Raw genomic sequence first — 23,274 nt, forward strand, 5'->3', positions numbered from 1 at the left:
TGTTATAATACGCCTTTATTTAATTGTTTGAGTTTGCAAATGAGCGCCTCTGCATTGTCATTTAATACCCGTATTTTATTACCGTTACTTGCAAGTATTGTAGCAATTACCCCTTTGGCGATTGATATGTACTTACCTGCCATGCTTGTAATTGCACAAAATATGCAAACCACTATGCCTAACGTGCAAATTTCGTTAAGTATTTATCTTGCGGGTTACTCATTAGGAATGCTTTTTTTTGGTCCACTCGCTGATCAACTCGGCAGAAGAAAACTAGCAAAAATAGGCTTAACCGGCTTTGGTTTAAGTTCGCTAGCACTGGCTTTTAGCCATGACATTCATACCTTTTGGGCATTGAGGGTAGTACAAGCCCTCACTGGGGCTGCTGCAAGTGTTGTTGTGCCAGGGATCATTCGCTATATTTACCAAGAAAATACGGCTAAAGGTATGTCATATGTATCAATGATTATGATGATAGCCCCATTATTAGCCCCCACTATTGGCTCACTCATTTTAAGTGTTTCTTTGTGGCAAACTATATTTATTACCCTTAGCGCCTATAGTTTTACTATTTTACTTTTAGTAAACAAATACTTAATTGATATTCCTATATTTAAAAGCCAACATTCAGGTTTGAGTTTATTCTTTAATAGTTATAAAACTGTATTAAGTAATACCAGTGCACGCGCCGATATTCTCAGTAGTATGTTTGTCTCTTTTGGCTTTTTTTGTTTTTTAACCTCTGTGCCTTTTGTTTACCTTGATTTATATGGGATCTCAGAGCAATTATTTGGCTTTTTATTTGGTTTTAATGTGTTTGCACTGATGTGCGGAAACTTATTAAATACACGCTTAGTTCCCCGTGTTGGTTCGCGCAAAATGTTATATTACGGTTTAACTATTGGCTTTATCGCTGGCTCAGTGTTATTTACATTTAGTATTTTAAAAATGCCTCTTTACTTTATTGTCGCAGCTATCGCACCTTTAATGATGAGCTTGGGTATATCTGCTAGTAACGCTGATGCGCTTATTTTAATGAAATTTGATAAAAACACAGGCACAGCTAGTGCAGTCATCGGCACTTTACGCTTTGGAAGTGGTGCATTGGTGGGGCCTATATTAGCCCTAATTCATGCAAAAACTGCGGTTCCATTTTCAAGTTTGATGTTTAGTGCGGTATTACTTACGATCACCGCGCAAGTCATTCACTTTATTAAAAACAAAAAAAATGCCTCTTAATGAGGCATTTTACAATTATTTAAGACTTAAGCATCGGCTGATTTAGAAACCATCACCATTGCAGGGCGTAATAAACGACCATTTAAAGTATAACCTTTTTGCATCACTGCAAGCACCGTATTAGGGGCTACATCATTACTTGGTTGAATCGACATTGCTTGATGAAAATCTGGATTAAATTGCTCACCTTGTGGATTAACAATTTCAACACCAAACTTTGCAACCGCATCGTTAAAGCTTTTAACGGTCATATCAATCCCTTCAAGCAACGGTTTTAATGTTTCATTTTCTTTATCAGAGAACTCAATGGCTCGCTCCAAGTTATCAATCACTGGAAGCAGTTCGTTTGCAAATTTCTCAAGTGCAAATTTATGCGCTTTTTCTACATCTTGCGCAGCACGACGACGAATGTTATCTACATCTGCCGCAGCACGAACAACACTGTCTTTTTGGCCACTAATGGTTTGCTTAGCCGCTTCAAGCTCTGCATATAGCATTGCAATTTCAGCTTCAGGGCTTTGCTCTGTTTCTTGCTCAGCTTCGTGTTGCTGCGCAGCTTCTACTGCTGCCTCAACCTCGGCTTCCATTTGCGATACTTCTTCGTTTAGTTCTACTTCTTGCTCTGGTTTTTGTGTCTGCTCAGACATACAGTACTTACTCCAATTCTTTACAACTGCGGTAATTATGGGGATTGAATAAAAAGATTCAAGAGTTAGTTGTCTCTATTAATTTAAATTCTTGGATTATTTTTTCTATTTGCGCCGATTTAGGGCAAATAATACAAAATCGACTTTGATATTCTTGATTTTGAAAATAAGGAACGCTAATGACTAATAGCTCAGTGCAATCAGTAAACGGTAAATTATCAGTATTTAATACCGAAATACCATTTTTAAATGCTAACTTATCTTCAACAAAATTTAAAAATGACACCCCTATATTTAAGCTCTGCTCGCAATCGATTTGACGGTATAAATAGTTTTCACCCACCACAATACTGTTATCGGAGCCAAGTTTTTGGCTTAATTGACGCGTCCATTGATTTAACGAATCATGACAATTGCTTGGCGCAGTATTCGCCATGGCTTGCATGCGATACAACCCTTCCATCAACGTTTGCTGACTAAAAACAGTATTAAGCCAAGTTGCAAATTGATAGCGCACGGTATCTGATGAATCAAGTGGTTTATCAATGCAAATATTATGGCTTTGCCCTGCTCTGTCAATTAACAGTACCAACCAACTTTGGCCGTCAAAATCGAGTACTTCTACTCTAAAAACCTGCTGAGAGCTGGCTTGCGGTAACCCTACGCAACAACACACTTGGTAACGCTGACTTAACCCATGCGCAAGTTCGACTAACTGGACTTGTTCTGGCTGCCAATAATTAGCCATGTCAGATAAAGGAAAGAACTCATCAAACCAATAATTAAAGCCTTCATTAGTTGGGACTCTACCAGCGGATGTATGGGGAGAAAATAACAACCCTACTTTTTCAAGCCGCGACATTGCATTTCTGACTGTTGCAGAGCACACCGCCATGCCTTTTTGTTTTGCGATTCGACTAGACGCTACGGGTAAGCCATCGCCATTACAATAAAGGCTCATAACTGCTGAAAAAATTTGTTGGTCTCTAGGATTTAGTTTCATGGTATCTACATCTGATTTCATACCAAATATATCGGGGCAATGAAAATAAAATCAAGACTGAATAAGAGTAAAACATGCAGTTTTTTGCAATTTATTTACAACTAATGTAAATCATTGCGATATTGATAATCTATAATTTCAAACACGATAAATTTAAGTTACTCTCACTATATTATAACTTTAAGTATATTTTTATGGATTCACCATTTAACACAATTGGTCTTATTGGTAAGGCTAATCACAGTGGAGCTGCCACTACATTACAGCGTTTATACAGCTTTTTATTAGCTTTGGGCTTTGATGTGTTAGTCGAAAAACGCACTGGTTGTCAATTAAGTGGCCTACCTAAAGAGCATTTAGTTAATTTAGTCGAATTAGGTGAGCAAGCTGATTTAGCTATCGTTGTCGGTGGTGATGGAAACATGCTTGGCGCAGCAAGAGTATTAGCACGTTTTGATGTCGCGGTGATTGGGGTAAATAGAGGCAACTTAGGCTTTTTAACCGACCTCAGCCCTGAGGGCTTTGAAGCTAGCCTTGAACAGGTTCTAAGTGGTGAATTTATTGCCGAAAATCGATTTTTACTTGAAGTAGAAGTGTATAGGCATAACGAGCTTAAAAGTGCTAACTCTGCGGTTAACGAAGCGGTACTTCACGCCGATAAAGTTGCTCATATGATCGAGTTTGAAGCTTATATAAATAATGACTTTGTATTTTCACAGCGCTCTGATGGACTCATTGTATCAACTCCAACAGGCTCAACAGCGTATTCGCTCTCAGGAGGTGGACCCATTTTAACACCAGAGTTAAATGCAATGTCATTAGTCCCTATGTTTCCTCACACGTTATCGAGTCGCCCTCTAGTTGTAGATGCAGATAACGAAGTCAGGCTCAAGCTTAGTTTAGAGAATACCGATAGTTTACAAGTTAGCTGCGATAGTCATGTGGTGCTTGCGTTATTACCTGGTGATGAAGTTGTTATAAAAAAAGCCGATAAAAAGCTCAAGTTAATCCATCCTAAAAACTACTCTTACTACGACGTTTTACGTAAAAAACTAAATTGGGGCAGTCGTTTGTATTAAAAGTGTTGCTTTTGTACCTAAAACTTTATAAGTTCACAATTAAAAAATAACCCTGTTATTGCAACCATTATTACAAATGTTAATAGCAGGTAAATAAATAAAGCTTTTTAATTAGGGTACTTAGCAATGGGCTATATTGTTTTCTTTTCTTTACTACTTTTAATTACTTTACTTAGAAGCTATTTAGCAATAGAAAAAAACCGCAGAATTGCTGATAAAATAAAAAAACAGCAATACAATGAACGTATTGACCAAGTTAAAAGTCGTTTAAAAAGAAAACTCATTATTTTACAAAGTAATATTTCTATCAAGGCAAACCACCTTGCTAGTTTTAATTCAATCGTGGGGAATTTTTATGTTGTACAACCTCATACAGACGAAAAGCTAGAGCAGCTTGAAGACATTGTTGAGTTATTAATATCGACCTTAAACCACTCTATCCGCGTTTTAGAACATACCGAAAACAAACAGATACTTTGTGATAAAGTGGAGCAGTTTGTTGAGCAACTTCCTAATCAAGGGCGTTTATTTAACCATTGTTTTTACACAACAGTATTACCAACTTTAATTAAAAGCTTAGAAATTAGCACGGCACCACTTGAACCTATTTACGAGCCAGAGATGACAGCAAACCGACAAGAAACGCAACAAGAAGCCCCGTTAGAGCCTGCATAAATTTAATGAATTTATAATAATATTAAATGGTAAAAACGATCCGCTATCTGTTATAAATAATGTTTATTTACCCCGGTTTTTTAACCAGAATCCACAACAAAAAATGCCTGCGATAAGTACCAACTTAAAATAGCATTTTTAATTTTATCTCGTTATCCCCTGCTCCATTTTTTACATTTAGCATTTGAGTAATCAACATGTTTTAAAGCCCTATACTGAACAACAGTCCTTTTAGTTAAAATGTCGAAATATGAAAAGATTCGAAATATAGTTAAAATTTATTTGCAAAAAAACCAAACACTGTATAAATTAACAGTTATATAACTGGATGGATAAACAGTATGTTAATTGGTTTAGAAATAAAAAACTTTGCAATTGTAAATTCACTCAGCACTGAGTGGCATAGCGGTATGACCGCAATAACAGGTGAAACCGGCGCTGGTAAATCTATTGCAATCGATGCACTATCACTGTGCTTAGGTGAACGCGCAGATGCCTCTGCAGTGCGTCCTGGTGCAAACCAAGCAGAAGTATGTGCTCGGTTTGATTTATCATCCCTTGCATTAGCACAAGCGTTTTTAAGTAAACATTTATTAAACACCGAAGACAATGAATGTTTATTACGCCGTGTAGTATGTAGCAATGGCCGTAGTAAAAGCTATATTAATGGGAGCGCTGTAACCGCCGCACAATTAAAAGAACTAAGCCAACATTTGGTGTCTATCCATGGCCAGCATGCCCATCAACACTTATTAAAATCCGAGCACCAACTCCAATTACTTGATGCCTACGCAGGACACAATAAGTTAGTTGAGAATGTAAAAGATAGCTATAAGCACTTAGCTAAATTAAAAAAAGAATATACGACCGTTGAGCAACAACAACAGCAACAAGCCGCGCAAAAACAATTATTAGAATATCAAGTTGCTGAATTAGATGAGTTTGCGATACAAAATGGTGAATTTGAAAAAATAGAAGCTGAGCATTATAAGTTAAGCAATAGCCAAAGCATCTTACAATCTTGTCAAAATGAGCTACAAACCTTATTTGAACATGAGCACCAAAGCACCTGCTCTATGTTACAACACAGTGCACAGCAATTTTCGCAGTTGAGTCAATTTGATGAACGACTTGCGAATGTGGCCACTATGCTTGATCAGGCGGCTGTAGAGGTAGAAGAAGCAAGCCGTGAGATTCGTAGTTTTATTGAGCATGCCGATTTAGACCCATCGCGCCTTAACGACGTTGAAACAAGGTTAACGGGCATTATGGATTTAGCACGTAAGCACCATATTAAACCCAACGAATTAGCGCAGTTTCATCAAGGAATTAAAAACGAGCTACTAGCAATTAGCAATAACAATGAGCGGCTAACTCAATTAGAGCACGATATATCGACAGCACAAGAAACTTATAAGGTAAGCGCCCAAAAACTTAGCATTAGTAGAAAAAAATACGCGGCTAAATTAAATAAATTAATTAGCCAAAGCATGGCTAACTTATCAATGGAAAATGGCTGCTTTGAAATAGCGTTATCAACAGAGCATACCAACACAGCAAATAGTTTAGGAATTGATAGTGTTGCCTTTTTGGTTTCGACTAATCCGGGCCAACCAATGCAGGCATTGCACAAAGTTGCTTCTGGCGGAGAATTATCTCGTATTAGCTTAGCTATTCAAGTTATTATTGCTCAAAAGGTAACAACTCCCACGCTGATATTTGATGAAGTCGATGTGGGTATTTCTGGCCCTACTGCCGCCTCTGTGGGTAAACTTTTAAGGCAACTTGGGGTGTCTACACAAGTAATTTGTGTTACTCATTTACCGCAAGTGGCGAGCAGTGCGCATCAACAATTTTTTGTTACGAAAGAAGTAAACCAAGATCAAACTTTCACGCAAATGCGAGCACTTAACCAAGATGGCCGTGTAAACGAAATTGCTAGACTGTTGGCCGGTGATAATATAACTCAATTAGCGAAAGCAAATGCACAAGAGCTTATTATGTCGCATGCATAAATTTAAGTAATACATAGGGTATGTAAACACTGAGTTTTTAATGCCTAGTACAATAAACCTGCTTATAAGCAGGTTTTTTACTTTATTAAAGTAACAAATAAAGTATCGCCGTTTGTTTAAACGTTGTAATTGTTAGAGGTTAGCAAAACTACTCCACAGCGATTATTAATACACTCTACACATTATTAGAGGCTTTGTGATTAACCTGCGATGTTTATGTACCGATAATTTTAATACGGGAAAAGACACTTTAATAAAAAAGAAACAATAAATTTAGCAAACAAAAAAGGCAAACGTATACGTTTGCCTTTTTGAAGTATTAACTGACTTAAAGTTACACCTCTAAGTAGTCCATAATACCTTCAGCGGCGTTTCGTCCTTCAAATATAGCAGTCACTACTAAATCTGAGCCACGAACAATATCACCACCAGCAAAGATTTTAGGGTTAGTTGTTTGGTGTGTAAATTCACCTTGCTCTGGGGCATTAATACCGCCCCAGTGGTTAATTTCAACATCGTATTTCTCTAACCAATCCATTTTATGCGGTTTAAAGCCAAATGCCATTAACACTTGGTCGGCTTCGATGACATGCTCTGAACCTTCTACGATTTCAGCACGACTTCGGCCATTTTCATCCGGTTCACCCATTTGGGTTTTTACCATTTTAACACCCGCTACATGTCCGTCGTCGTCAAGTACAATACCAGTAGGTTGAACATTAAATGTAAATTGAACACCTTCTTCTTTTGCATTTTTAACTTCGCGCTTAGAGCCCGGCATATTTTCTTTATCACGACGATACGCACACGTTACTTTTTGTGCGCCCTGACGAATAGAGGTACGTACACAGTCCATCGCAGTATCGCCACCACCAAGTACGACGACCTTTTGATTCGCCATATCGATGTATTCTTGCTTTGATTCATCATAACCCATAACACGGTTAGTGTTACCAATTAAGAATGGCAATGCATCGTGAACACCCGGCGCATCTTCATTTTCAAGACCAGCACGCATACTTTGATAAGTACCCACACCTAAGAAAACGGCATCATAATCTGCTAAAATTTGATCAAGCGTAATATCCACACCCACTTCAACATTAAGTTTAAACTCAACGCCCATTTCGGTGAATATTTCACGACGCTTTTGCATCACTGTTTTTTCTAGCTTAAAAGAAGGAATACCAAAAGTAAGCAGGCCACCAATTTCTGGGTGACGGTCAAATACAACGGGTTTAACGCCGTTGCGAACCAAGATATCAGCACAGCCTAATCCAGCCGGTCCTGCACCTATAATAGCTACTTTTTTATCCGTCCATGTTACATAAGACATATCGGGCTTCCAGCCCATTTTGAATGCTTCATCAGTAATATACTTTTCAATATTACCAATAGTAACGGCACCAAATTCTTCATCAAGTGTACATGAGCCTTCACATAAACGGTCTTGTGGACAAACACGCCCACACACCTCTGGTAAACTATTAGTACGATGAGATAGCTCTGCGGCTTCAATAATACGACCACTGCGAATTAGTTTTAACCATTGTGGAATATAGTTATGTACTGGACATTTCCACTCACAATACGGGTTACCACAATCAAGGCAACGATCAGCCTGTGAATTCACTTGATTCTCAGAAAAGGGTTCGTAAATTTCAACGAAAGACTTTTTACGTGAAGATATTGGTTTTTTACGTGGATCTACACGTTGCACGTCTATAAATTGATATACATTATCGCTCATATTACCCCCTATTGCGCCTGAACACGAAGTTCAGCACTACTACGAGCGCGATGCCCTAGTAAACTTTTAACATCACTTGATTTTGGTTTAACTAACTTAAACATCGGAATATAAAGTTCAAAATTAGCTAAAATGGTTTCAGCCCGACAAGAACCCGTTAGTTCTAAGTGCTCTGAAATCAATCCTCTTAAATGCTCTTGATGTGCATCTAATTCTTCTAGAGTGACTATTTCTACCAGTTCAGAATTTATGCGTTTTTCAAAATCATTTCTTTCATCTAAAATATACGCAAACCCACCGGTCATACCTGCACCAAAGTTAACACCTACGTTACCAAGTACACATACCACACCACCGGTCATATATTCACAGCCATTATCACCTACACCTTCGATAACAGCTTGAACCCCTGAGTTACGAACAGCAAAACGCTCTCCCGCACACCCAGCTGCATATAATTTACCGCCAGTTGCACCATATAAACATGTGTTACCAGCAATCGTCGCTTTATGTGATTCAAATGATGAGCCTAACGGTGGACGAATAACCAAACGTCCGCCCGCCATGCCTTTACCTACATAATCGTTAGCATCACCAACAAGGGTCATTTCAAGGCCACCAGCATTCCATACACCAAACGACTGACCAGCCGAACCGTGTAGTTCAATAGATACAGGATCTGCTGCCATACCTTGGTTACCATGTTTTGAAGCAATATAGCCCGAAAGCATAGCCCCTACAGAGCGGTCAGTATTGCAAATGCGACTGACTAAAGAGGTACCTGATGAACTATCTATCGCAGCTTGTGCTTTTTCAAGTAGTTCTTCATTTAGCTTACCTAAATAGTGTGAGCTATTTGGTACACTGCAATATAATGTTTCACCCGTCGGATTATTAGGCTGAGCAATTACAGACGATAAGTCTATTTTCTTTTGCTTTGCTGTTTTACCTTCAATCGCTTCTAATAAATCTAAACGACCAATTAAATCGGTTAATTTTGTTACGCCTAAGCTCGCCATAATTTCACGTGCTTCTTGAGCGATAAATTTAAAGTAATTCATCGCCATTTCAGGCAAGCCATGGTAGTGATTTTGACGTAATGTTTCATCTTGAGTTGCTACACCGGTAGCACAGTTATTTAAGTGACAAATACGCAAATATTTACAACCCAATGCAACCATAGGACCTGTACCAAAGCCAAAGCTTTCTGCCCCTAAAATCGCTGCTTTTATAATATCTAAACCTGTTTTTAAACCACCATCTGTTTGTAGGCGAATACGATGACGCAAACCATTTTCAACAAGTGCTTGTTGAGTTTCAGCAAGGCCTAACTCCCAAGGACTACCCGCATACTTTACTGATGTAAGTGGGCTTGCACCTGTGCCGCCGTCATACCCCGAAATAGTAATTAAATCGGCATACGCTTTAGCAACACCTGTTGCAATCGTCCCCACACCTGGCTCTGAAACCAGTTTTACAGAAATCATTGCTTTAGGGTTTACTTGCTTTAAGTCAAAGATAAGCTGGGCTAAATCTTCAATCGAGTAAATATCATGATGTGGTGGAGGTGAAATAAGTGTCACCCCTGGCACCGAATAACGCAATTTAGCAATATACGGCGTTACTTTTTCACCCGGTAGTTGACCACCTTCACCCGGTTTAGCACCTTGCGCTACTTTAATTTGTATTACATCGGCATTACGAAGGTAATGCGGTGTAACACCAAAGCGCCCAGAAGCGACTTGTTTAATTCGTGAGTTTTTCTCATTTCCATAGCGTAGTTTATCTTCACCACCCTCACCTGAATTTGAACAGCCACCTAAACGGTTCATCGCAATAGCAAGCGCTTCGTGCGCCTCTGGCGATAATGCACCAATACTCATTGCTGCAGAATCAAAGCGCTTGTAAAGCTCAGTAGCAGGTTCCACTTCATCAATACTGACTGTCTCGCTTGGTAACTTAAGCGCTAACATATCTCGCAGTGTTGAGATAGGACGGGTGTTTACCAAGTTTGCATAGGCACTATAGTCTTTATAATCACCAGAGCGTACCGCTGTTTGTAACGTTTGAATCACATCGGGGTTGTAAGCGTGATATTCACCACCGTGAACATATTTTAATAAACCACCATGGCTTAATAATTTACGTTTACTGAGAGCCAATTTATGTAGCTTTTGTTGATCATCATCAAAGTCACTAAAACAAGCGCCTTTAATACGACTCGCTACACCTTTAAAACACATCTCAACAATCGGATCTGATAAACCAACCGCTTCAAACAACATAGAACAACGATAAGAAGCAACAGTACTAATGCCCATTTTAGACATTATTTTATACAGACCTTTATTGATTGCTTGTCGATAAGCTAACGTTACTTCACAGTAATTTTTATCAATAACTTTATCATCGCTCATTGCCACTAATGATTCATACGCTAGGTATGGGTATATAGCCGTCGCACCAAAGCCAAGCAGTACCGCAAACTGATGTGCATCACGCACACTGCCGGTTTCGATGATAATGTTTGATTCACAACGTAAATTGTTATCTACCAAGCGTTTTTGAATCGCCCCCACAGCCATGGCTGCTGGAATAGGCAGCTTTTCGTCAGTGAAGTGTCTATCTGTGAGAATCAACATCACATTACCTTGAGCCGCTTTTTCTTGCGCCTCATCACAAATACGAGAAACAGCCTCTTCTAAGCCTTCGTCTTGTGTATAGGTCATATCAATTTTAGAGTAACTGTAATGCGCCTGATCAGCTCTTAATAACTGTTGCATGTCTGCATACATTAAAATTGGCGTATCAAACTGTAATCGTTTAGCGTGGCCTGTTGTTTCGTTAAATACATTTTGCTCGCTACCAATACAGGTCGCTAACGACATTACATGGTTTTCTCGTAATGGATCGATAGGCGGGTTAGTTACTTGTGCGAATTTTTGACGGAAATAGTCAAATAACGAACGGTTTCCCTCAGATAACACAGCAAAAGGGGTATCATCGCCCATTGAGCCGGTGGCTTCTTGCCCGTTTTCACCCATCACTCGAATAACACTATCTAGCTCTTCATTAGTGTAACCAAACATTTTTTGGTATTTAACCAATGTTTCATCATCAAAAGAGCGATTTCCCGCATCTTGAGCTGTTAATTCTTCAAACGGTGTTAAACGTTGTACATTTTCTTCCATCCACGCCTTATATGGGTGACGTGATTTTAAATCTTGATCTATTTCATCTGAGTGCCAAATTTTACCCAGCTTAGTATCAATAACTAATAACTCACCAGGACCCACTCGGCCTTTTTCTACTACTTCATCGGCCGTGTAATCCCAAATACCCACTTCAGAAGCTAAGGTAATAAAGCCATCTTGAGTAATAACATAACGCGCCGGACGTAGACCATTTCGGTCTAAGTTACAGGCAGCAAAACGTCCATCAGACATCACAATACCAGCCGGGCCATCCCATGGTTCCATGTGCATAGAGTTAAAATCGTAAAAGGCACGTAAATCATCATCCATAGCACGGTTCTTTTGCCATGCTGGCGGCACTAACATACGCATAGCACGGAAAATATCCATACCACCGGCTAAAAACAACTCAAGCATATTGTCTAAACTTGATGAATCAGAACCGGTTTCATTAACAAATGGAGCCGCTGACTGTAAATCGGGAATTAACGGTGATGAGAATTTATACGAACGCGCTCTTGCCCACTGACGATTTCCCTCAATGGTATTAATTTCACCATTGTGAGCTAAATAACGAAATGGTTGCGCTAATGGCCAACGTGGTTGAGTATTTGTAGAGAAACGTTGGTGAAAAACACAAATAGAGCTCGTCATGCGAATATCTGCCAAATCTAAATAAAAATTAGGCAAATCCGCAGGCATCATAAGGCCTTTGTAAATGGTTACTAGCCCTGAAAGGCTAGCAATATAAAATTCTGAATCTTCTTCGAGTCGTTTTTCAGCACGGCGTCGTGCAACATATAATCGACGTTCTAAATCTTTTGAGCGCCAACCTTCAGGTGCGCTAACAAAAATTTGCTCAAAGCCAGGTAATTGCTTCTTAGCAATCGGCCCAAGCATTGAAGGGTTTGTTGGCACTTCACGCCAACCTAGTATGTTAAGCGTTTCTTTTTCTAATTCTTCACTTAAAACCTTTTTAGCAGCATTTGCTAAAACAGGGTCTGAATTTAAAAAAACCATACCTACAGCGTAGTTTTTACCTAAGTGCCAATTTTTTTCACTCGCAATAGCGCGGAAAAAGCTATCAGGCTTTTGTAATAATAAACCACAACCATCACCAGTTTTACCATCAGCAGCAATACCACCACGGTGTTGCATGCGATCTAAGCCTGTGATCGCTGTACGAATTAAGCGATGACTTGCTTGACCATTAACCTGGGCTATTAAGCCAAAGCCACAATTATCTTTTTCTAAATTTGAGTCGTATAACATAGACCCCTCCCCTTGCTGCACTATTAGCGTTAATGAACTGCTCGACGATTTGCTAACAGACGGTCAAAATTATCCTCTATCTATTATAGAGTCAATAGATGTTTGAATATATATTCACACCCTTGAATATTTTTCACTTGTGTAAAAGTTCATATTTTGTGTCATTTTTTTAACATTTACCCCATATTTTACATTTATTAAATATGACACAGGTGTCATATTTAATAAGTTGTAAAAACAACACAAGCAAAAAGCCTAGTTAACGTAAACGTTAATTGAATTATTTAGTGAATAATTATTCAGCTGTATGATTTATATTCTTGCTACAGTACCGTAATAAAGCCTTACTGTTTGCTTAATAAACCTTAATAAATGCGGGCAATTAGAATAGTAACTCTTTATCTCGCATTAAACTAATTTTTGACTACGAGCTAATTCATGCATAAATATAAACGGTAAGGTTATTTTTTGCATAGATTACGCATGTATTTATTTTAACTTACTCTCCCGCGCAAGCAATACAGCTGGACAAAAGTGTATAGATAATAAGCGAGAGCGATTACATGTAAAAAGGTTTATAAACGTAGAATGGTTACTATGATTATTGAGAAGTATGAGTTGGGCGTGTAATAAAAGTACATAAAAAAGGCCTGGCGTTTTATACCAAGCCTTTCATTAAAACCGTCAACCTATTAAAGGTTAAAGAAACAAGACGATTATTCTGCGTCTGCTTCTTTATATTTAGCAGCTGTTTCGGTGATTAATGGCTGTAGTTCGCCACGCTGAAACATTTCGATGATAATATCACAACCACCGATTAACTCACCTTCAATCCATAATTGTGGAAACGTAGGCCAGTTAGCGTATGCAGGAAGTTCAGCTCGAATATCAGGATTAAGTAAAATATCAACATAAGCAAATGGTTCACCGCATGACATAAGCGCTTGAGATGCTTGTGAAGAAAAACCACAATTTGGTAACTTAGGTGAGCCTTTCATATAAAGAATAATTGGATTTTCAGAAATCTGCTGTTTAATTTTATCAATGGTTTCCATCTACAACCTCAAAGTAACGATATCTTTTATAAGTCTGTGCCTTGAAAAAACTTCAATGTGGCCACAACTCTATATTTAAGTGGGCAAAGTACGCCGCAATAAAATAGTCTTTCGCAAAGGCATTGCTGTTTGCTAAAACTTGAGTAAAATACTCAACAATTATAGTAACACTATAATCCCATTTGGTATAGGTAAGCGATTAACCGTTATATCATTACTTATACCTTTATATGGACTTTTAACCAAAATAAGATTGGAGCTAAAAAAATGGCATTTGAACTACCGTCACTACCATATGCAATTGATGCACTTGAGCCACATATTTCAAAAGAAACGCTTGAGTTTCACCATGGCAAGCACCACAACACTTACGTAGTTAAACTTAACGGTTTAATCCCAGGTACTGAGTTTGAAAATAAATCTCTAGAAGAGATCGTATGTTCATCTGAAGGTGGCGTATTTAATAATGCAGCTCAGATTTGGAACCATACTTTTTACTGGAACAGCCTTTCTCCAAATGGCGGCGGTGAACCAACTGGCGCTATTGCTGATGCAATCAATGCAAAATGGGGTTCATTCGAAGATTTTAAAGCAGCATTAAACGATAAAGCAGTGAACAACTTTGGTTCTAGCTGGACGTGGTTAGTAAAATTAGCAGACGGTACACTAGATATCGTTAATACATCTAATGCAGCAACGCCACTTACAGATGAGGGCGTAACGCCAATCTTAACTGTAGATTTATGGGAACATGCATACTACATCGATTACCGTAACGTGCGTCCAGATTACTTAAAAGGTTTCTGGTCACTTGTTAACTGGGAATTTGCAAACGCAAACTTCGCATAATCAAGTAACTTTAGTGAACTAATTTTAAAGACGCTACGGCGTCTTTTTTATTGCCTTGTGTATTACATTCATTTCTATAACCCACTCTCATACTGAATATTCTTTTATCTTATATTATGTAAAAAACTCTGTAACTTCATTGCTATAAAGCATTAAAGCGTTTTACACTGAATTGTCCTTTAAGTAAAAATAGACTAGATTATTACAGCAGATAAGTATTTATTATTGTGTTACCTCAGTCTTTATTGATGTAATACTCAGTTACCAACAACGAGTGAGTAAAATGAATAATAAAAAATTACTGGTTATCATCGACTCGGTAGAATTCGCTAAAACAGCCTTGTTACACGCCAAAACAAAAGCAATAAAAGAAAATAAATCCATCGATATTGCAGCCTTTGACTATGAAGAAACAGGTAATATTTTATTCAGCCTAGAGCCACAGCAGCAATTAAAAATACAGCAAAGCAAGCTCAGTGAATTACAAGTGAGCTTAATGCCGTTAATTGATGAAGTGCTTGGAGAGTGTGAGTATGATTTTCAAACTCTTTGGCATGAAAACCCTGTTGAATGGCTAAACGAACAAGTAAACGTTCAAAGCTACGAGGTTGTAATAAAAACCCGACACATTGATGAGCACCAACAATTTAATGACCTAGATTGGCAGTTAATTCGTTTTAGTCCTATTCCTTTATACTTGGCCGCCGACAATAAATGGCGAAATACCAGCAATGTCCTTGCTGCACTCGATTTAGGTAGTAAAGACGACGCTAAATGCGCACTAAACGAAGTAATAATAGAGCAAGCAAAACGCTACGCTGCTAGCGAAAAGTGCAAGCTTCACACATGTTACACTGTACATGTGTCACCTTTATTACGTGATTTAGGCATAGTGTTTTCTGATGAGCAAGTCGTTAATGCCTTTGACAAACTGCCAGAAAAACAAAAAGATTTAATACTCTCACATAACATAAAAGAACAGCTAGAGATTAAAGCAGGGATTGCAGAGCAAGTAATACCTAGCTTAGCGGCTAAATACGATGCAAACCTGGTAATTATAGGCGCAGTGAAACGCTCAAGTATCAAAAGTAAGTTAATTGGTAATACCGCAGAAAAGGTAATGCGTCTACTCAAAACAGATTTACTGATATTACCGCCGGTATAAATAAAAAATGACGCCTAAGCGTCATTTTTTATTAACTCATTATAATCAGTTACTTTATTTCGCCCATTATTTTTTGAATAATACAACGCTTTGTCAGCCGCTTCTATCCAGCGCTCGTGATCAGAAAAGTTTCTACAAACACAGGCAAACCCAATACTGATTGTTAAATTAACTTCAATCCCTTTGTAGTTAATCGGCGTTTGTGCAACCAGTGCTCTTAAACGTTCAGCAAATATCGCGGCACCGACGCTATCGGTATCAAGTAATGTAATAACAAACTCTTCGCCGCCATATCGTCCTGCAGTATCGGTTTCACGAAGCGTTGTTTTTAATAACTGAGATAGTTGACGCAGTGCCTCATCACCACAACCATGACCATATTCATCGTTTATTTTTTTAAAATAATCGATATCAAAAATAATTAAACTGCTATGGCCTGAATTTCGCCTGATACGTAAAAACTCTTGTCGTAATTCGGCTTCCCAGTGCCCTCGCGTTGATAGCTGAGTTAAGCTATCTGTTTGACTCATTGTCTCTAGTTGATGATTTAATTCTTTTAATTCTTTTTTATTAACTGCAACGTCGGTGACGTCGTAAATAATAATGCAAATATGCTCAACTTCTCCACGCATATTAGTTAACGGAATAAAGGTTGCATTTTGATACATAAAATCCGCTTTACCCGTGATCGGCCGATAATTCTTAAACCTAAAAATATAGGCTTGTTGTTCCCATATTGTAAATGTACGATTTTTTAGCACAAATACCGGATCGGCTTTACTTTTAAACCACTTTTCGTCAATGCTCGGAAATAAATTAAAAATATTTTTTTCTTTTACCGCGCTCGGTAATAACCCAGAATGGTTTTCCATAAAGCCATTCCAAACACAAACCTGATAATTTTTATCAAGTACAACTAAACCTACGTCTACGGTATTAAACATATCCATAAGCCAGTGTATTTCATTCATTTGTAGATCATCTGACATGCTTTTAGTCTTCTAGTAAGTAAGCCACTTTGTATTTCAGTGTTTTTAATGAATCTTCGGTAAATAACAGCATTAAATCACAATGTATATCATGGTTTTCAATACCATAGCTAATTTCGATTGCTAAAGTACGTTGCCAACGAGGTTTATTTGTTTTAACTAACTCACTGACATCTCTATGCTGTCCAAGCACAATAGGATGCCCTTGACTAAAGGTCATATCTAACTGTTTTGAGAGGCCAGTTAACATAGCACCAATTAAAATATTACTGATATCCATTAAAAGCTCAAGTTCAACTTTATCGTTAATTTCGCCTTCATACTTCATTAACGATGCTATTTCTTTAAAACTTGAGTCATTAAGTAGCAATAAAGCTTCGCCAGAGACACCGCCCCCAATAAAGCCTTGGCATACACCAGATGTTGACGCATTATTTTCTATTGATTGCAGCGCCATATCTAATTCATTAATTTCTAATATATTAACATTAGGAATGGGCAATTCTACAAATACATCTAATAATCTTGCCAGTAAATCGCCTGCTTGGCCCATCGCAACATTTGTTATTTCTTGATATATATCACGAACATCCGCATCAACTTGCTCTCCAAAAGAGTGGGCTAGTCGTTCTCTTTTAGTATCGTCTTTAATGCCATGCTGCTCAATAATTTGCGACAGTTTGTCGCTAGAGCATGGCTTTTGAATAAAATCAATGGCTCCTAACTCAGTCACTCTTTCATGAGCATTGGGTTGGATGTCACCCGAAACCACCACAGTTATTACTTTTAGCCCGTGTTGTCTTATAGCGGTCAACACTTCGTAGCCATCCATTTGCGGCATATTTAAATCAAGAAATAAGATTTCAGGTTGATACGATTTTATTTTTTTTAAACAATCAACACCATCACATGCAAACTCAATTGTGATATCCCAATCTTTAGGTAATGATCGCGCAAGCTGTTTTCTTGCCAACTTTGAATCATCACAAATTAAAACGGAAACCGCCATATTTTCTCTCTAATTTTTATTGATATATTGGTAACTGCTAAGCAGTATAATACACTGTACCCTATTACGTTAATTTAAAAGGGAATAAACTATGCTCAGAATATTTATTTTGGGTCTCAACGTATTATGCTCATCTTTATTTGCCTATGAACCCACCATTAACTCCCTTGATGCTGGTAGTGTATCCGTACAAAACAAACCAGTAACCTTATTAGGCCAAGGAGTAAAAGTGGGCACTCAAGCACCTAACTTTAAACTCGTCGATCGTTTATTTTCACCCATCACACTGAGTCATTATAAAGGGCGTGCTTTATTACTCAGCACAGTACCTAGTTTAGACACTGGGGTGTGTAAATTACAAACAAAAAGTTTTAATAATACCGTAGCCGAAAAATTTCCAAACATTACAATTTTGAGTATAAGTACAGACTTACCATTTGCTCAGAGGCATTTTTGTGACACGCAGAGTCTAGAGAATGTAACGATACTCTCTGATTCTGTTTGGCGAGACGTTGGCGATAAATTTGGTTTGATCATACAAGGAATGGGACTTTTAACCCGCGCTGTATTTATTTTAGATAAAGAACATAAAATTATTTATAAACAAATCGTTGATGATTTATCTCATGAACCAGACTACCCAAAGATATTTAATGTATTAGAAAACTTACAGTAAATAAAAAAACCGCTTAAAAGCGGTTTTTATTTGCTGTTTTAGCTGTAAATTAGCCTAAAAGCTCACCTAGTTGTGCACTTACAGTCTCTACCGCTTGAGTGCCATCTAAACGATGGTACTGCGTGTTACCTGCAGCGGCCTCTGCTTGATAGTAATCAACTAAAGGCATCGTTTGTTCATGGTAAATACCTAGACGTTTACGAACTGTTTCTTCTGTATCATCAGCACGAATAATTAACTCTTCGCCTGTTTCATTGTCTTTACCTTCTTCTTTAGGCGGATTATAAACAATGTGATAAACACGACCAGAGCCAGGGTGCACGCGACGTCCGCCCATACGCTCAACAATAACCTCATCAGCTACATCAAACTCGATGACGTGATCAACAACAACCCCGTTTTCTTTCATTGCGTCTGCTTGAGGGATCGTACGTGGGAAGCCATCAAGTAAAAAGCCATTTTCACAATCAGCTTTAGCAATACGCTCTTTAACTAATCCAATAATAATATCATCAGAAATTAACTGACCTGCATCCATCACTTTTTTAGCTTCAAGACCTAGTGGTGTGCCTTCTTTAATTGCTGCGCGAAGCATATCGCCAGTAGAGATTTGTGGAATACCGTATTTGTCCATTAAAAACTGAGCCTGAGTACCTTTACCTGCACCTGGCGCGCCTAAAAGAATGATGCGCATATTATTGTCCCCTAGTATGAGAGTTTATTTTTAAAAGTGAATTCTTCCACATGCGCTGCAGATACTCAAGTAACTTATACTAATTGTCTAGTCTATAAGCCATAAAAAAAGGAAGCAATCGCTTCCTTTTTAATCAACGTGAATGTCACATTGCTTATTTAGTTACTATTAAGCTTATTTGCTTAAATCAAGCATTAGGGTATTTAAGCGAGTAACAAAACCAGTTGGGTCTTTAAGTGTTCCACGCTCTGCTAATAAAGCTTGATCAAGTAATACATGTGACCACTGAGCAAATTTATCTTCATCTTGCTCATCGTTTAAATGTTTAACTAATTGATGCTCTGGATTAAGTTCAAATACAGGCTTTGCTTCTGGTGCCGCTTGGCCTACCGACTCCATTAACTTTTGCATTTGTGAGCTCATGTCATTTTCATCACTCACAACACATGCCGGTGAATCAGTTAAACGATGAGTAAATCGCACTTCTTTTACTTCATCACCTAACGCTGTTTTTATACGTTCGACTAAGCCTGCAACTTCTTTTTCAGACTCTTCTTGCGCTTTTTTAGTCTCTTCGTCATCTAAATCACCTAAGTCTAAATCGCCTCGAGTGATCGATTGTAATGGTTTTTCAGCAAACTCAGTAAAGTGGCTCATCATCCACTCATCAACACGGTCACTCAGTAATAAAACCTCGATCCCTTTTTTGCGGAAAATCTCAAGGTGTGGTGAATTTTTAGCCGCAGTAAACGTATCTGCTACCACATAGTAAATTTTGTCTTGGCCTTCGTTCATACGCTCAACGTACTGCTCAAGCGATACATCTTGAGTTTCTGAATCTGTATGCGTAGAAGAGAAACGAAGAAGTTTTGCGATAGTGTCTTTGTTTGCACTATCTTCTGCCGGGCCTTCTTTGATCACTTGACCAAATTCATTCCAAAATGTTTGGTAATCTTCAGCTTTGTTTTTAGCCATGCGCTCAAGCATTTTTAGAATACGCGAAGTACAGCCTTTACGGATAGCTTGCGTTACCTTGTTATCTTGTAATATTTCACGCGATACATTAAGTGGTAAGTCGTTTGAGTCTAAAAGACCTTTTACAAATCGCAGGTAGCTTGGCATAAATTGCTCTGCGTCATCCATAATGAAAACACGTTGAACATAAAGCTTTAAGCCACTTTGACGTTCACGGTTCCATAAATCAAAAGGTGCTTTTTTAGGGATGTATAATAAGCTGGTGTACTCTGTTTTACCTTCAACTTTGTTATGTGCCCAACTTAATGGCTCTTCCCAGTCATGGCTAACGTGCTTGTAAAACTCTTTGTATTCATCAGCTTCAATTTCTGATTTATCGCGAGTCCATAAAGCTGTTGCACGGTTAATACTTTCCCAGGCACCCGGAACTGCAGGGGTTTTTTCGCCGTCTTCACCTTCTGATTCAGGTACCTCAGGGGTATACATTTCTACCGGTGTTGAGATGTGATCTGAATATTTAGTAACGATACTGCGAATTTTATATTCATCCGCAAACTCTTGCTCATCTTCACGAAGATGTAAAATAATATCAGTACCACGGCCTTCTTTTTCAATTTCTTGTAGCGTGTATTCACCCTCACCTTGTGATTGCCACTCAACGGCGGTTGTTTCACCCGCTTTGCGAGTGCGCACAGTAACTAAATCAGCAACAATAAACGCAGAATAAAAACCAACACCAAATTGACCAATTAATTGTGAGTCTTTACTTTGATCGCCAGTTAAGTTTTTGAAAAATTCAGCGGTACCTGATTTAGCGATAGTCCCTAATGAGCTGATAACTTCATCGCGAGTCATACCAATACCATTATCAGAAATAGTAATTGTATTTGCTTCTTTATCGGCACTAATACGTACACGTAAATCGGCATCACCTTGATACAACTCACCATCTGACAATGCTAAAAAACGTAATTTGTCCGCTGCATCTGATGCATTTGAAACTAACTCACGTAAAAATATTTCTTTATTTGAATAAAGAGAGTGAATCATTAAGTTTAATAATTGTTTTACTTCTGTTTGAAAGCCTAATGTTTCTTTTTGTGCTGCAGTCATTATGTATCTCCAATTTGCAAAGTGTCTGCGTTATGCACTTAATATGGGGTGAGCTGTTAGAACTTCAAGGGGAAAAAATAAAAAAACCGTATTAGAATTAAAAGTTACTCTCACAGTGTATTGTCATTGGCAGGTTTGTTGTTGGGTGTTTAAAACCTAAATAACTCGCATGCAGCTGTAAGCGCTCAGCTAATGCTTCACTGTGCTCATTTTTATATAAATCACACCCAAGTATTGGATGGTTTATAAACAGACTATGCACTCTCAATTGATGGGTGCGCCCTGTCGTCGGTGAAAACTCAACTTTGGTGCGTGTTGGGCTATTATACCGCTCTAGTACTTTATAATCTGTAGCAGCTGGTTTGCCTGTTAGCTCGCAAATTTTAACCCGTGGAAAAATATCCTTACCTTTTGCGATTGCCGCACAAATTTGCCCACTCTCCTTGCTTAGCTCCCCATCTAACATCGCAATATAACGCTTTTTAATCGTGCGTTGCTGAAATTGCTGATTTAGATGTTTGCTCGCCGCATCATTTAAGCTCACAATCATTATCCCGGAGGTACCAAAGTCGAGGCGATGAACAAGTTTTGCATTTACAAATGCAGGGGTTCTATCGGCTTGCCCATTAACTAAACGGTAATGGACCGAATCCCAATTGAGCGGGTTTTTACCCGATAAACTAAGTAAACCACTGGGTTTATTAATCAGTAAAATATCATCATCCTGATATAGAATATCAAAAACCTGACGACATTTAGGGGCAATAAAATGATCCATTTAGCTCTTTTTTAAATAATGTAAATTTAGCTTTATATGGCAAAGCAAATTTACATTTGCGCCATAAAATAATAAAGCCTGTGAAGTACAATACTAAACAGGCTTTTAATCACTCTTTCAAATAACTTAATCTTGGTTTACAGATCGGCGGCCACTAAAGGCATGCATTAAGGTTGTGCCATCAACTAAATCTAGCTCTCCCCCCACCGGAATACCATGTGCAATACGCGAAGCGTTTACCTGATATTTATGACACAACTGAGCAATATAGTGCGCGGTTGTTTCACCTTCTACCGTGGGATTGGTCGCTAAAATAACTTCGTTGATATTCCCTTGGCTAAGTTTTTTCTCAAAGATATCGAGTCCGATTTCTGTGGGTCCAATACCATCAATGGGCGATAAATGCCCCATCAATACAAAATACAATCCTTGATATTGACCTGTTTGTTCAATGGCCAGTACATCTGTAGGCGATTCAACAACACACAATATTCCGCTGTCTTGGCGTTTTACACTTAAACAAATGTCACACTGTGGCTGCTCTGTAAAAGTGCGGCAAGTCTGACAATGGCCAATAGCAGTCATTGCTTTATTTAAAGCATTACCCAGTGCTGCGCCACCTTTGCGGTCGCGTTCAAGTAAATGAAAAGCAATGCGCTGAGCCGATTTAGGTCCAATCCCGGGCTGACAGCGTAATGCTTCTATTAATTGATTTAAACTATCTGAAAGTTGCATTTAAACAGCTTAAAACGGCATTTTCATACCTGGTGGTAATTGCATACCGCCAGTTACTTTACTCATACGTTCTTGTGTTTCATCTGCTACACGGCGAACGGCATCGTTACATGCTGCAGCAAGTAAATCTTCAATCATATCTTTATCGTCTTCCATTAAGCTATCATCTAGCTCAACACGGCGAACGTTGTGATTGCCAAGCATAGTTACTTTTACTAAACCAGCGCCGGCTTCACCTACAACTTCCATTGTTGCAATTTCGTCTTGGGCTTTTTGCATGCGCTCTTGCATTTGCTGCGCTTGCTTCATCATGTTACCCATTCCACCTTTAAACATAATTGACTCTCTTTTATTTTTTAATA

Annotated in this window: 19 protein-coding genes; 7 read left to right on the forward strand and 12 right to left on the reverse strand. The window is 38.3% G+C overall.

The window, feature by feature from the left end:
• The first annotated feature begins 39 nt into the window (after positions 1-39).
• A complete protein-coding gene (locus J8L70_RS08255; protein WP_211055069.1) occupies positions 40-1,239 on the forward strand; it encodes a Bcr/CflA family efflux MFS transporter in 1,200 nt (399 codons plus the stop codon).
• Positions 1,240-1,265: 26 nt separating this feature from the next.
• Here the strand turns inward: J8L70_RS08255 and grpE are convergent, their stop codons facing one another.
• Entirely contained in the window at positions 1,266-1,886 is a 621-nt protein-coding gene (gene grpE, locus J8L70_RS08260) for a nucleotide exchange factor GrpE (protein WP_211055070.1), read from the reverse strand.
• A gap of 58 nt (positions 1,887-1,944) precedes the next feature.
• A complete protein-coding gene (locus tag J8L70_RS08265) occupies positions 1,945-2,910 on the reverse strand; it encodes an HrcA family transcriptional regulator (protein ID WP_211055071.1) in 966 nt (321 codons plus the stop codon).
• A 173-nt stretch (positions 2,911-3,083) separates the two neighbouring features.
• Between J8L70_RS08265 and nadK the strand changes: the two genes are divergently transcribed.
• The 3 genes from nadK (at position 3,084) to recN (ending at position 6,658) form a co-directional block, all read left to right on the forward strand.
• Entirely contained in the window at positions 3,084-3,968 is an 885-nt protein-coding gene (nadK, locus tag J8L70_RS08270) for an NAD(+) kinase (protein WP_211055072.1), read from the forward strand.
• A gap of 126 nt (positions 3,969-4,094) precedes the next feature.
• Positions 4,095-4,643 carry a hypothetical protein gene (locus J8L70_RS08275; RefSeq protein ID WP_211055073.1) on the forward strand — a complete coding sequence of 183 codons (549 nt, stop codon included), beginning with the start codon at positions 4,095-4,097 and terminating at the stop codon, positions 4,641-4,643.
• A 341-nt stretch (positions 4,644-4,984) separates the two neighbouring features.
• On the forward strand, positions 4,985-6,658 hold the full coding sequence (gene recN, locus J8L70_RS08280) for a DNA repair protein RecN (protein ID WP_211055074.1): 1,674 nt from the start codon (positions 4,985-4,987) through the stop codon (positions 6,656-6,658).
• Positions 6,659-6,992: 334 nt separating this feature from the next.
• On the opposite strand, the gene J8L70_RS08285 is transcribed toward recN, so the two are convergent.
• The 3 genes from J8L70_RS08285 to J8L70_RS08295 form a co-directional block, all read right to left on the reverse strand.
• The gene (locus J8L70_RS08285) at positions 6,993-8,408 is read right to left on the reverse strand and encodes an FAD-dependent oxidoreductase (RefSeq protein ID WP_211055075.1); all 1,416 of its coding nucleotides are present in this window, start codon (positions 8,406-8,408) and stop codon (positions 6,993-6,995) included.
• 8 nt (positions 8,409-8,416) lie between these two features.
• Positions 8,417-12,874 (reverse strand): glutamate synthase large subunit, encoded by a 4,458-nt coding sequence (gene gltB, locus J8L70_RS08290; RefSeq protein WP_211055076.1) that lies wholly within the window; start codon positions 12,872-12,874, stop codon positions 8,417-8,419.
• A gap of 716 nt (positions 12,875-13,590) precedes the next feature.
• The gene (locus tag J8L70_RS08295) at positions 13,591-13,929 is read right to left on the reverse strand and encodes a Grx4 family monothiol glutaredoxin (protein WP_211055077.1); all 339 of its coding nucleotides are present in this window, start codon (positions 13,927-13,929) and stop codon (positions 13,591-13,593) included.
• Positions 13,930-14,196: 267 nt separating this feature from the next.
• Here J8L70_RS08295 and J8L70_RS08300 point away from each other — a divergent pair, with 267 nt between their 5' ends.
• Positions 14,197-14,778 carry a Fe-Mn family superoxide dismutase gene (locus tag J8L70_RS08300; protein WP_211055078.1) on the forward strand — a complete coding sequence of 194 codons (582 nt, stop codon included), beginning with the start codon at positions 14,197-14,199 and terminating at the stop codon, positions 14,776-14,778.
• Between the two features lie 283 nt (positions 14,779-15,061).
• Positions 15,062-15,943, forward strand: a complete 882-nt coding sequence (locus J8L70_RS08305) for a universal stress protein (protein WP_211055079.1) — start codon at positions 15,062-15,064, stop codon at positions 15,941-15,943.
• A gap of 14 nt (positions 15,944-15,957) precedes the next feature.
• On the opposite strand, the gene J8L70_RS08310 is transcribed toward J8L70_RS08305, so the two are convergent.
• A complete protein-coding gene (locus J8L70_RS08310; RefSeq protein ID WP_211055080.1) occupies positions 15,958-16,932 on the reverse strand; it encodes a diguanylate cyclase in 975 nt (324 codons plus the stop codon).
• A gap of 4 nt (positions 16,933-16,936) precedes the next feature.
• A complete protein-coding gene (locus J8L70_RS08315) occupies positions 16,937-17,941 on the reverse strand; it encodes a response regulator (RefSeq protein ID WP_211055081.1) in 1,005 nt (334 codons plus the stop codon).
• 91 nt (positions 17,942-18,032) lie between these two features.
• Here J8L70_RS08315 and tpx point away from each other — a divergent pair, with 91 nt between their 5' ends.
• Complete coding sequence (gene tpx / locus J8L70_RS08320) at positions 18,033-18,617, forward strand: thiol peroxidase (protein WP_211055082.1); 585 nt, start codon at positions 18,033-18,035, stop codon at positions 18,615-18,617.
• Positions 18,618-18,666: 49 nt separating this feature from the next.
• Here the strand turns inward: tpx and adk are convergent, their stop codons facing one another.
• From adk to J8L70_RS08345, 5 genes are all read right to left on the reverse strand, one after another.
• Complete coding sequence (gene adk, locus J8L70_RS08325) at positions 18,667-19,311, reverse strand: adenylate kinase (RefSeq protein WP_211055083.1); 645 nt, start codon at positions 19,309-19,311, stop codon at positions 18,667-18,669.
• A gap of 174 nt (positions 19,312-19,485) precedes the next feature.
• Positions 19,486-21,399 carry a molecular chaperone HtpG gene (htpG, locus tag J8L70_RS08330; protein ID WP_211055084.1) on the reverse strand — a complete coding sequence of 638 codons (1,914 nt, stop codon included), beginning with the start codon at positions 21,397-21,399 and terminating at the stop codon, positions 19,486-19,488.
• 97 nt (positions 21,400-21,496) lie between these two features.
• Entirely contained in the window at positions 21,497-22,177 is a 681-nt protein-coding gene (locus tag J8L70_RS08335) for an RluA family pseudouridine synthase (protein WP_211055085.1), read from the reverse strand.
• 126 nt (positions 22,178-22,303) lie between these two features.
• Complete coding sequence (gene recR / locus J8L70_RS08340; RefSeq protein ID WP_211055086.1) at positions 22,304-22,912, reverse strand: recombination mediator RecR; 609 nt, start codon at positions 22,910-22,912, stop codon at positions 22,304-22,306.
• 9 nt (positions 22,913-22,921) lie between these two features.
• Positions 22,922-23,248 carry a YbaB/EbfC family nucleoid-associated protein gene (locus tag J8L70_RS08345; protein ID WP_055015242.1) on the reverse strand — a complete coding sequence of 109 codons (327 nt, stop codon included), beginning with the start codon at positions 23,246-23,248 and terminating at the stop codon, positions 22,922-22,924.
• Positions 23,249-23,274 lie beyond the last annotated feature (26 nt).

It is taken from the genome of Pseudoalteromonas sp. MMG010 (genome assembly GCF_018100905.1).
In the GTDB taxonomy this organism is placed as follows: domain Bacteria; phylum Pseudomonadota; class Gammaproteobacteria; order Enterobacterales; family Alteromonadaceae; genus Pseudoalteromonas.

What these genes read in the sequence shown, in the direction of transcription:
- J8L70_RS08255 (WP_211055069.1), top strand. Translation starts at nt 40, where the DNA reads ATGAGCGCCTCTGCATTGTCATTTAATACCCGTATTTTATTACCGTTA.
- grpE (WP_211055070.1), bottom strand. Translation starts at nt 1,886, where the DNA reads ATGTCTGAGCAGACACAAAAACCAGAGCAAGAAGTAGAACTAAACGAA.
- J8L70_RS08265 (WP_211055071.1), bottom strand. Translation starts at nt 2,910, where the DNA reads ATGAAATCAGATGTAGATACCATGAAACTAAATCCTAGAGACCAACAA.
- nadK (WP_211055072.1), top strand. Translation starts at nt 3,084, where the DNA reads ATGGATTCACCATTTAACACAATTGGTCTTATTGGTAAGGCTAATCAC.
- J8L70_RS08275 (WP_211055073.1), top strand. Translation starts at nt 4,095, where the DNA reads ATGGGCTATATTGTTTTCTTTTCTTTACTACTTTTAATTACTTTACTT.
- recN (WP_211055074.1), top strand. Translation starts at nt 4,985, where the DNA reads ATGTTAATTGGTTTAGAAATAAAAAACTTTGCAATTGTAAATTCACTC.
- J8L70_RS08285 (WP_211055075.1), bottom strand. Translation starts at nt 8,408, where the DNA reads ATGAGCGATAATGTATATCAATTTATAGACGTGCAACGTGTAGATCCA.
- gltB (WP_211055076.1), bottom strand. Translation starts at nt 12,874, where the DNA reads ATGTTATACGACTCAAATTTAGAAAAAGATAATTGTGGCTTTGGCTTA.
- J8L70_RS08295 (WP_211055077.1), bottom strand. Translation starts at nt 13,929, where the DNA reads ATGGAAACCATTGATAAAATTAAACAGCAGATTTCTGAAAATCCAATT.
- J8L70_RS08300 (WP_211055078.1), top strand. Translation starts at nt 14,197, where the DNA reads ATGGCATTTGAACTACCGTCACTACCATATGCAATTGATGCACTTGAG.
- J8L70_RS08305 (WP_211055079.1), top strand. Translation starts at nt 15,062, where the DNA reads ATGAATAATAAAAAATTACTGGTTATCATCGACTCGGTAGAATTCGCT.
- J8L70_RS08310 (WP_211055080.1), bottom strand. Translation starts at nt 16,932, where the DNA reads ATGTCAGATGATCTACAAATGAATGAAATACACTGGCTTATGGATATG.
- J8L70_RS08315 (WP_211055081.1), bottom strand. Translation starts at nt 17,941, where the DNA reads ATGGCGGTTTCCGTTTTAATTTGTGATGATTCAAAGTTGGCAAGAAAA.
- tpx (WP_211055082.1), top strand. Translation starts at nt 18,033, where the DNA reads ATGCTCAGAATATTTATTTTGGGTCTCAACGTATTATGCTCATCTTTA.
- adk (WP_211055083.1), bottom strand. Translation starts at nt 19,311, where the DNA reads ATGCGCATCATTCTTTTAGGCGCGCCAGGTGCAGGTAAAGGTACTCAG.
- htpG (WP_211055084.1), bottom strand. Translation starts at nt 21,399, where the DNA reads ATGACTGCAGCACAAAAAGAAACATTAGGCTTTCAAACAGAAGTAAAA.
- J8L70_RS08335 (WP_211055085.1), bottom strand. Translation starts at nt 22,177, where the DNA reads ATGGATCATTTTATTGCCCCTAAATGTCGTCAGGTTTTTGATATTCTA.
- recR (WP_211055086.1), bottom strand. Translation starts at nt 22,912, where the DNA reads ATGCAACTTTCAGATAGTTTAAATCAATTAATAGAAGCATTACGCTGT.
- J8L70_RS08345 (WP_055015242.1), bottom strand. Translation starts at nt 23,248, where the DNA reads ATGTTTAAAGGTGGAATGGGTAACATGATGAAGCAAGCGCAGCAAATG.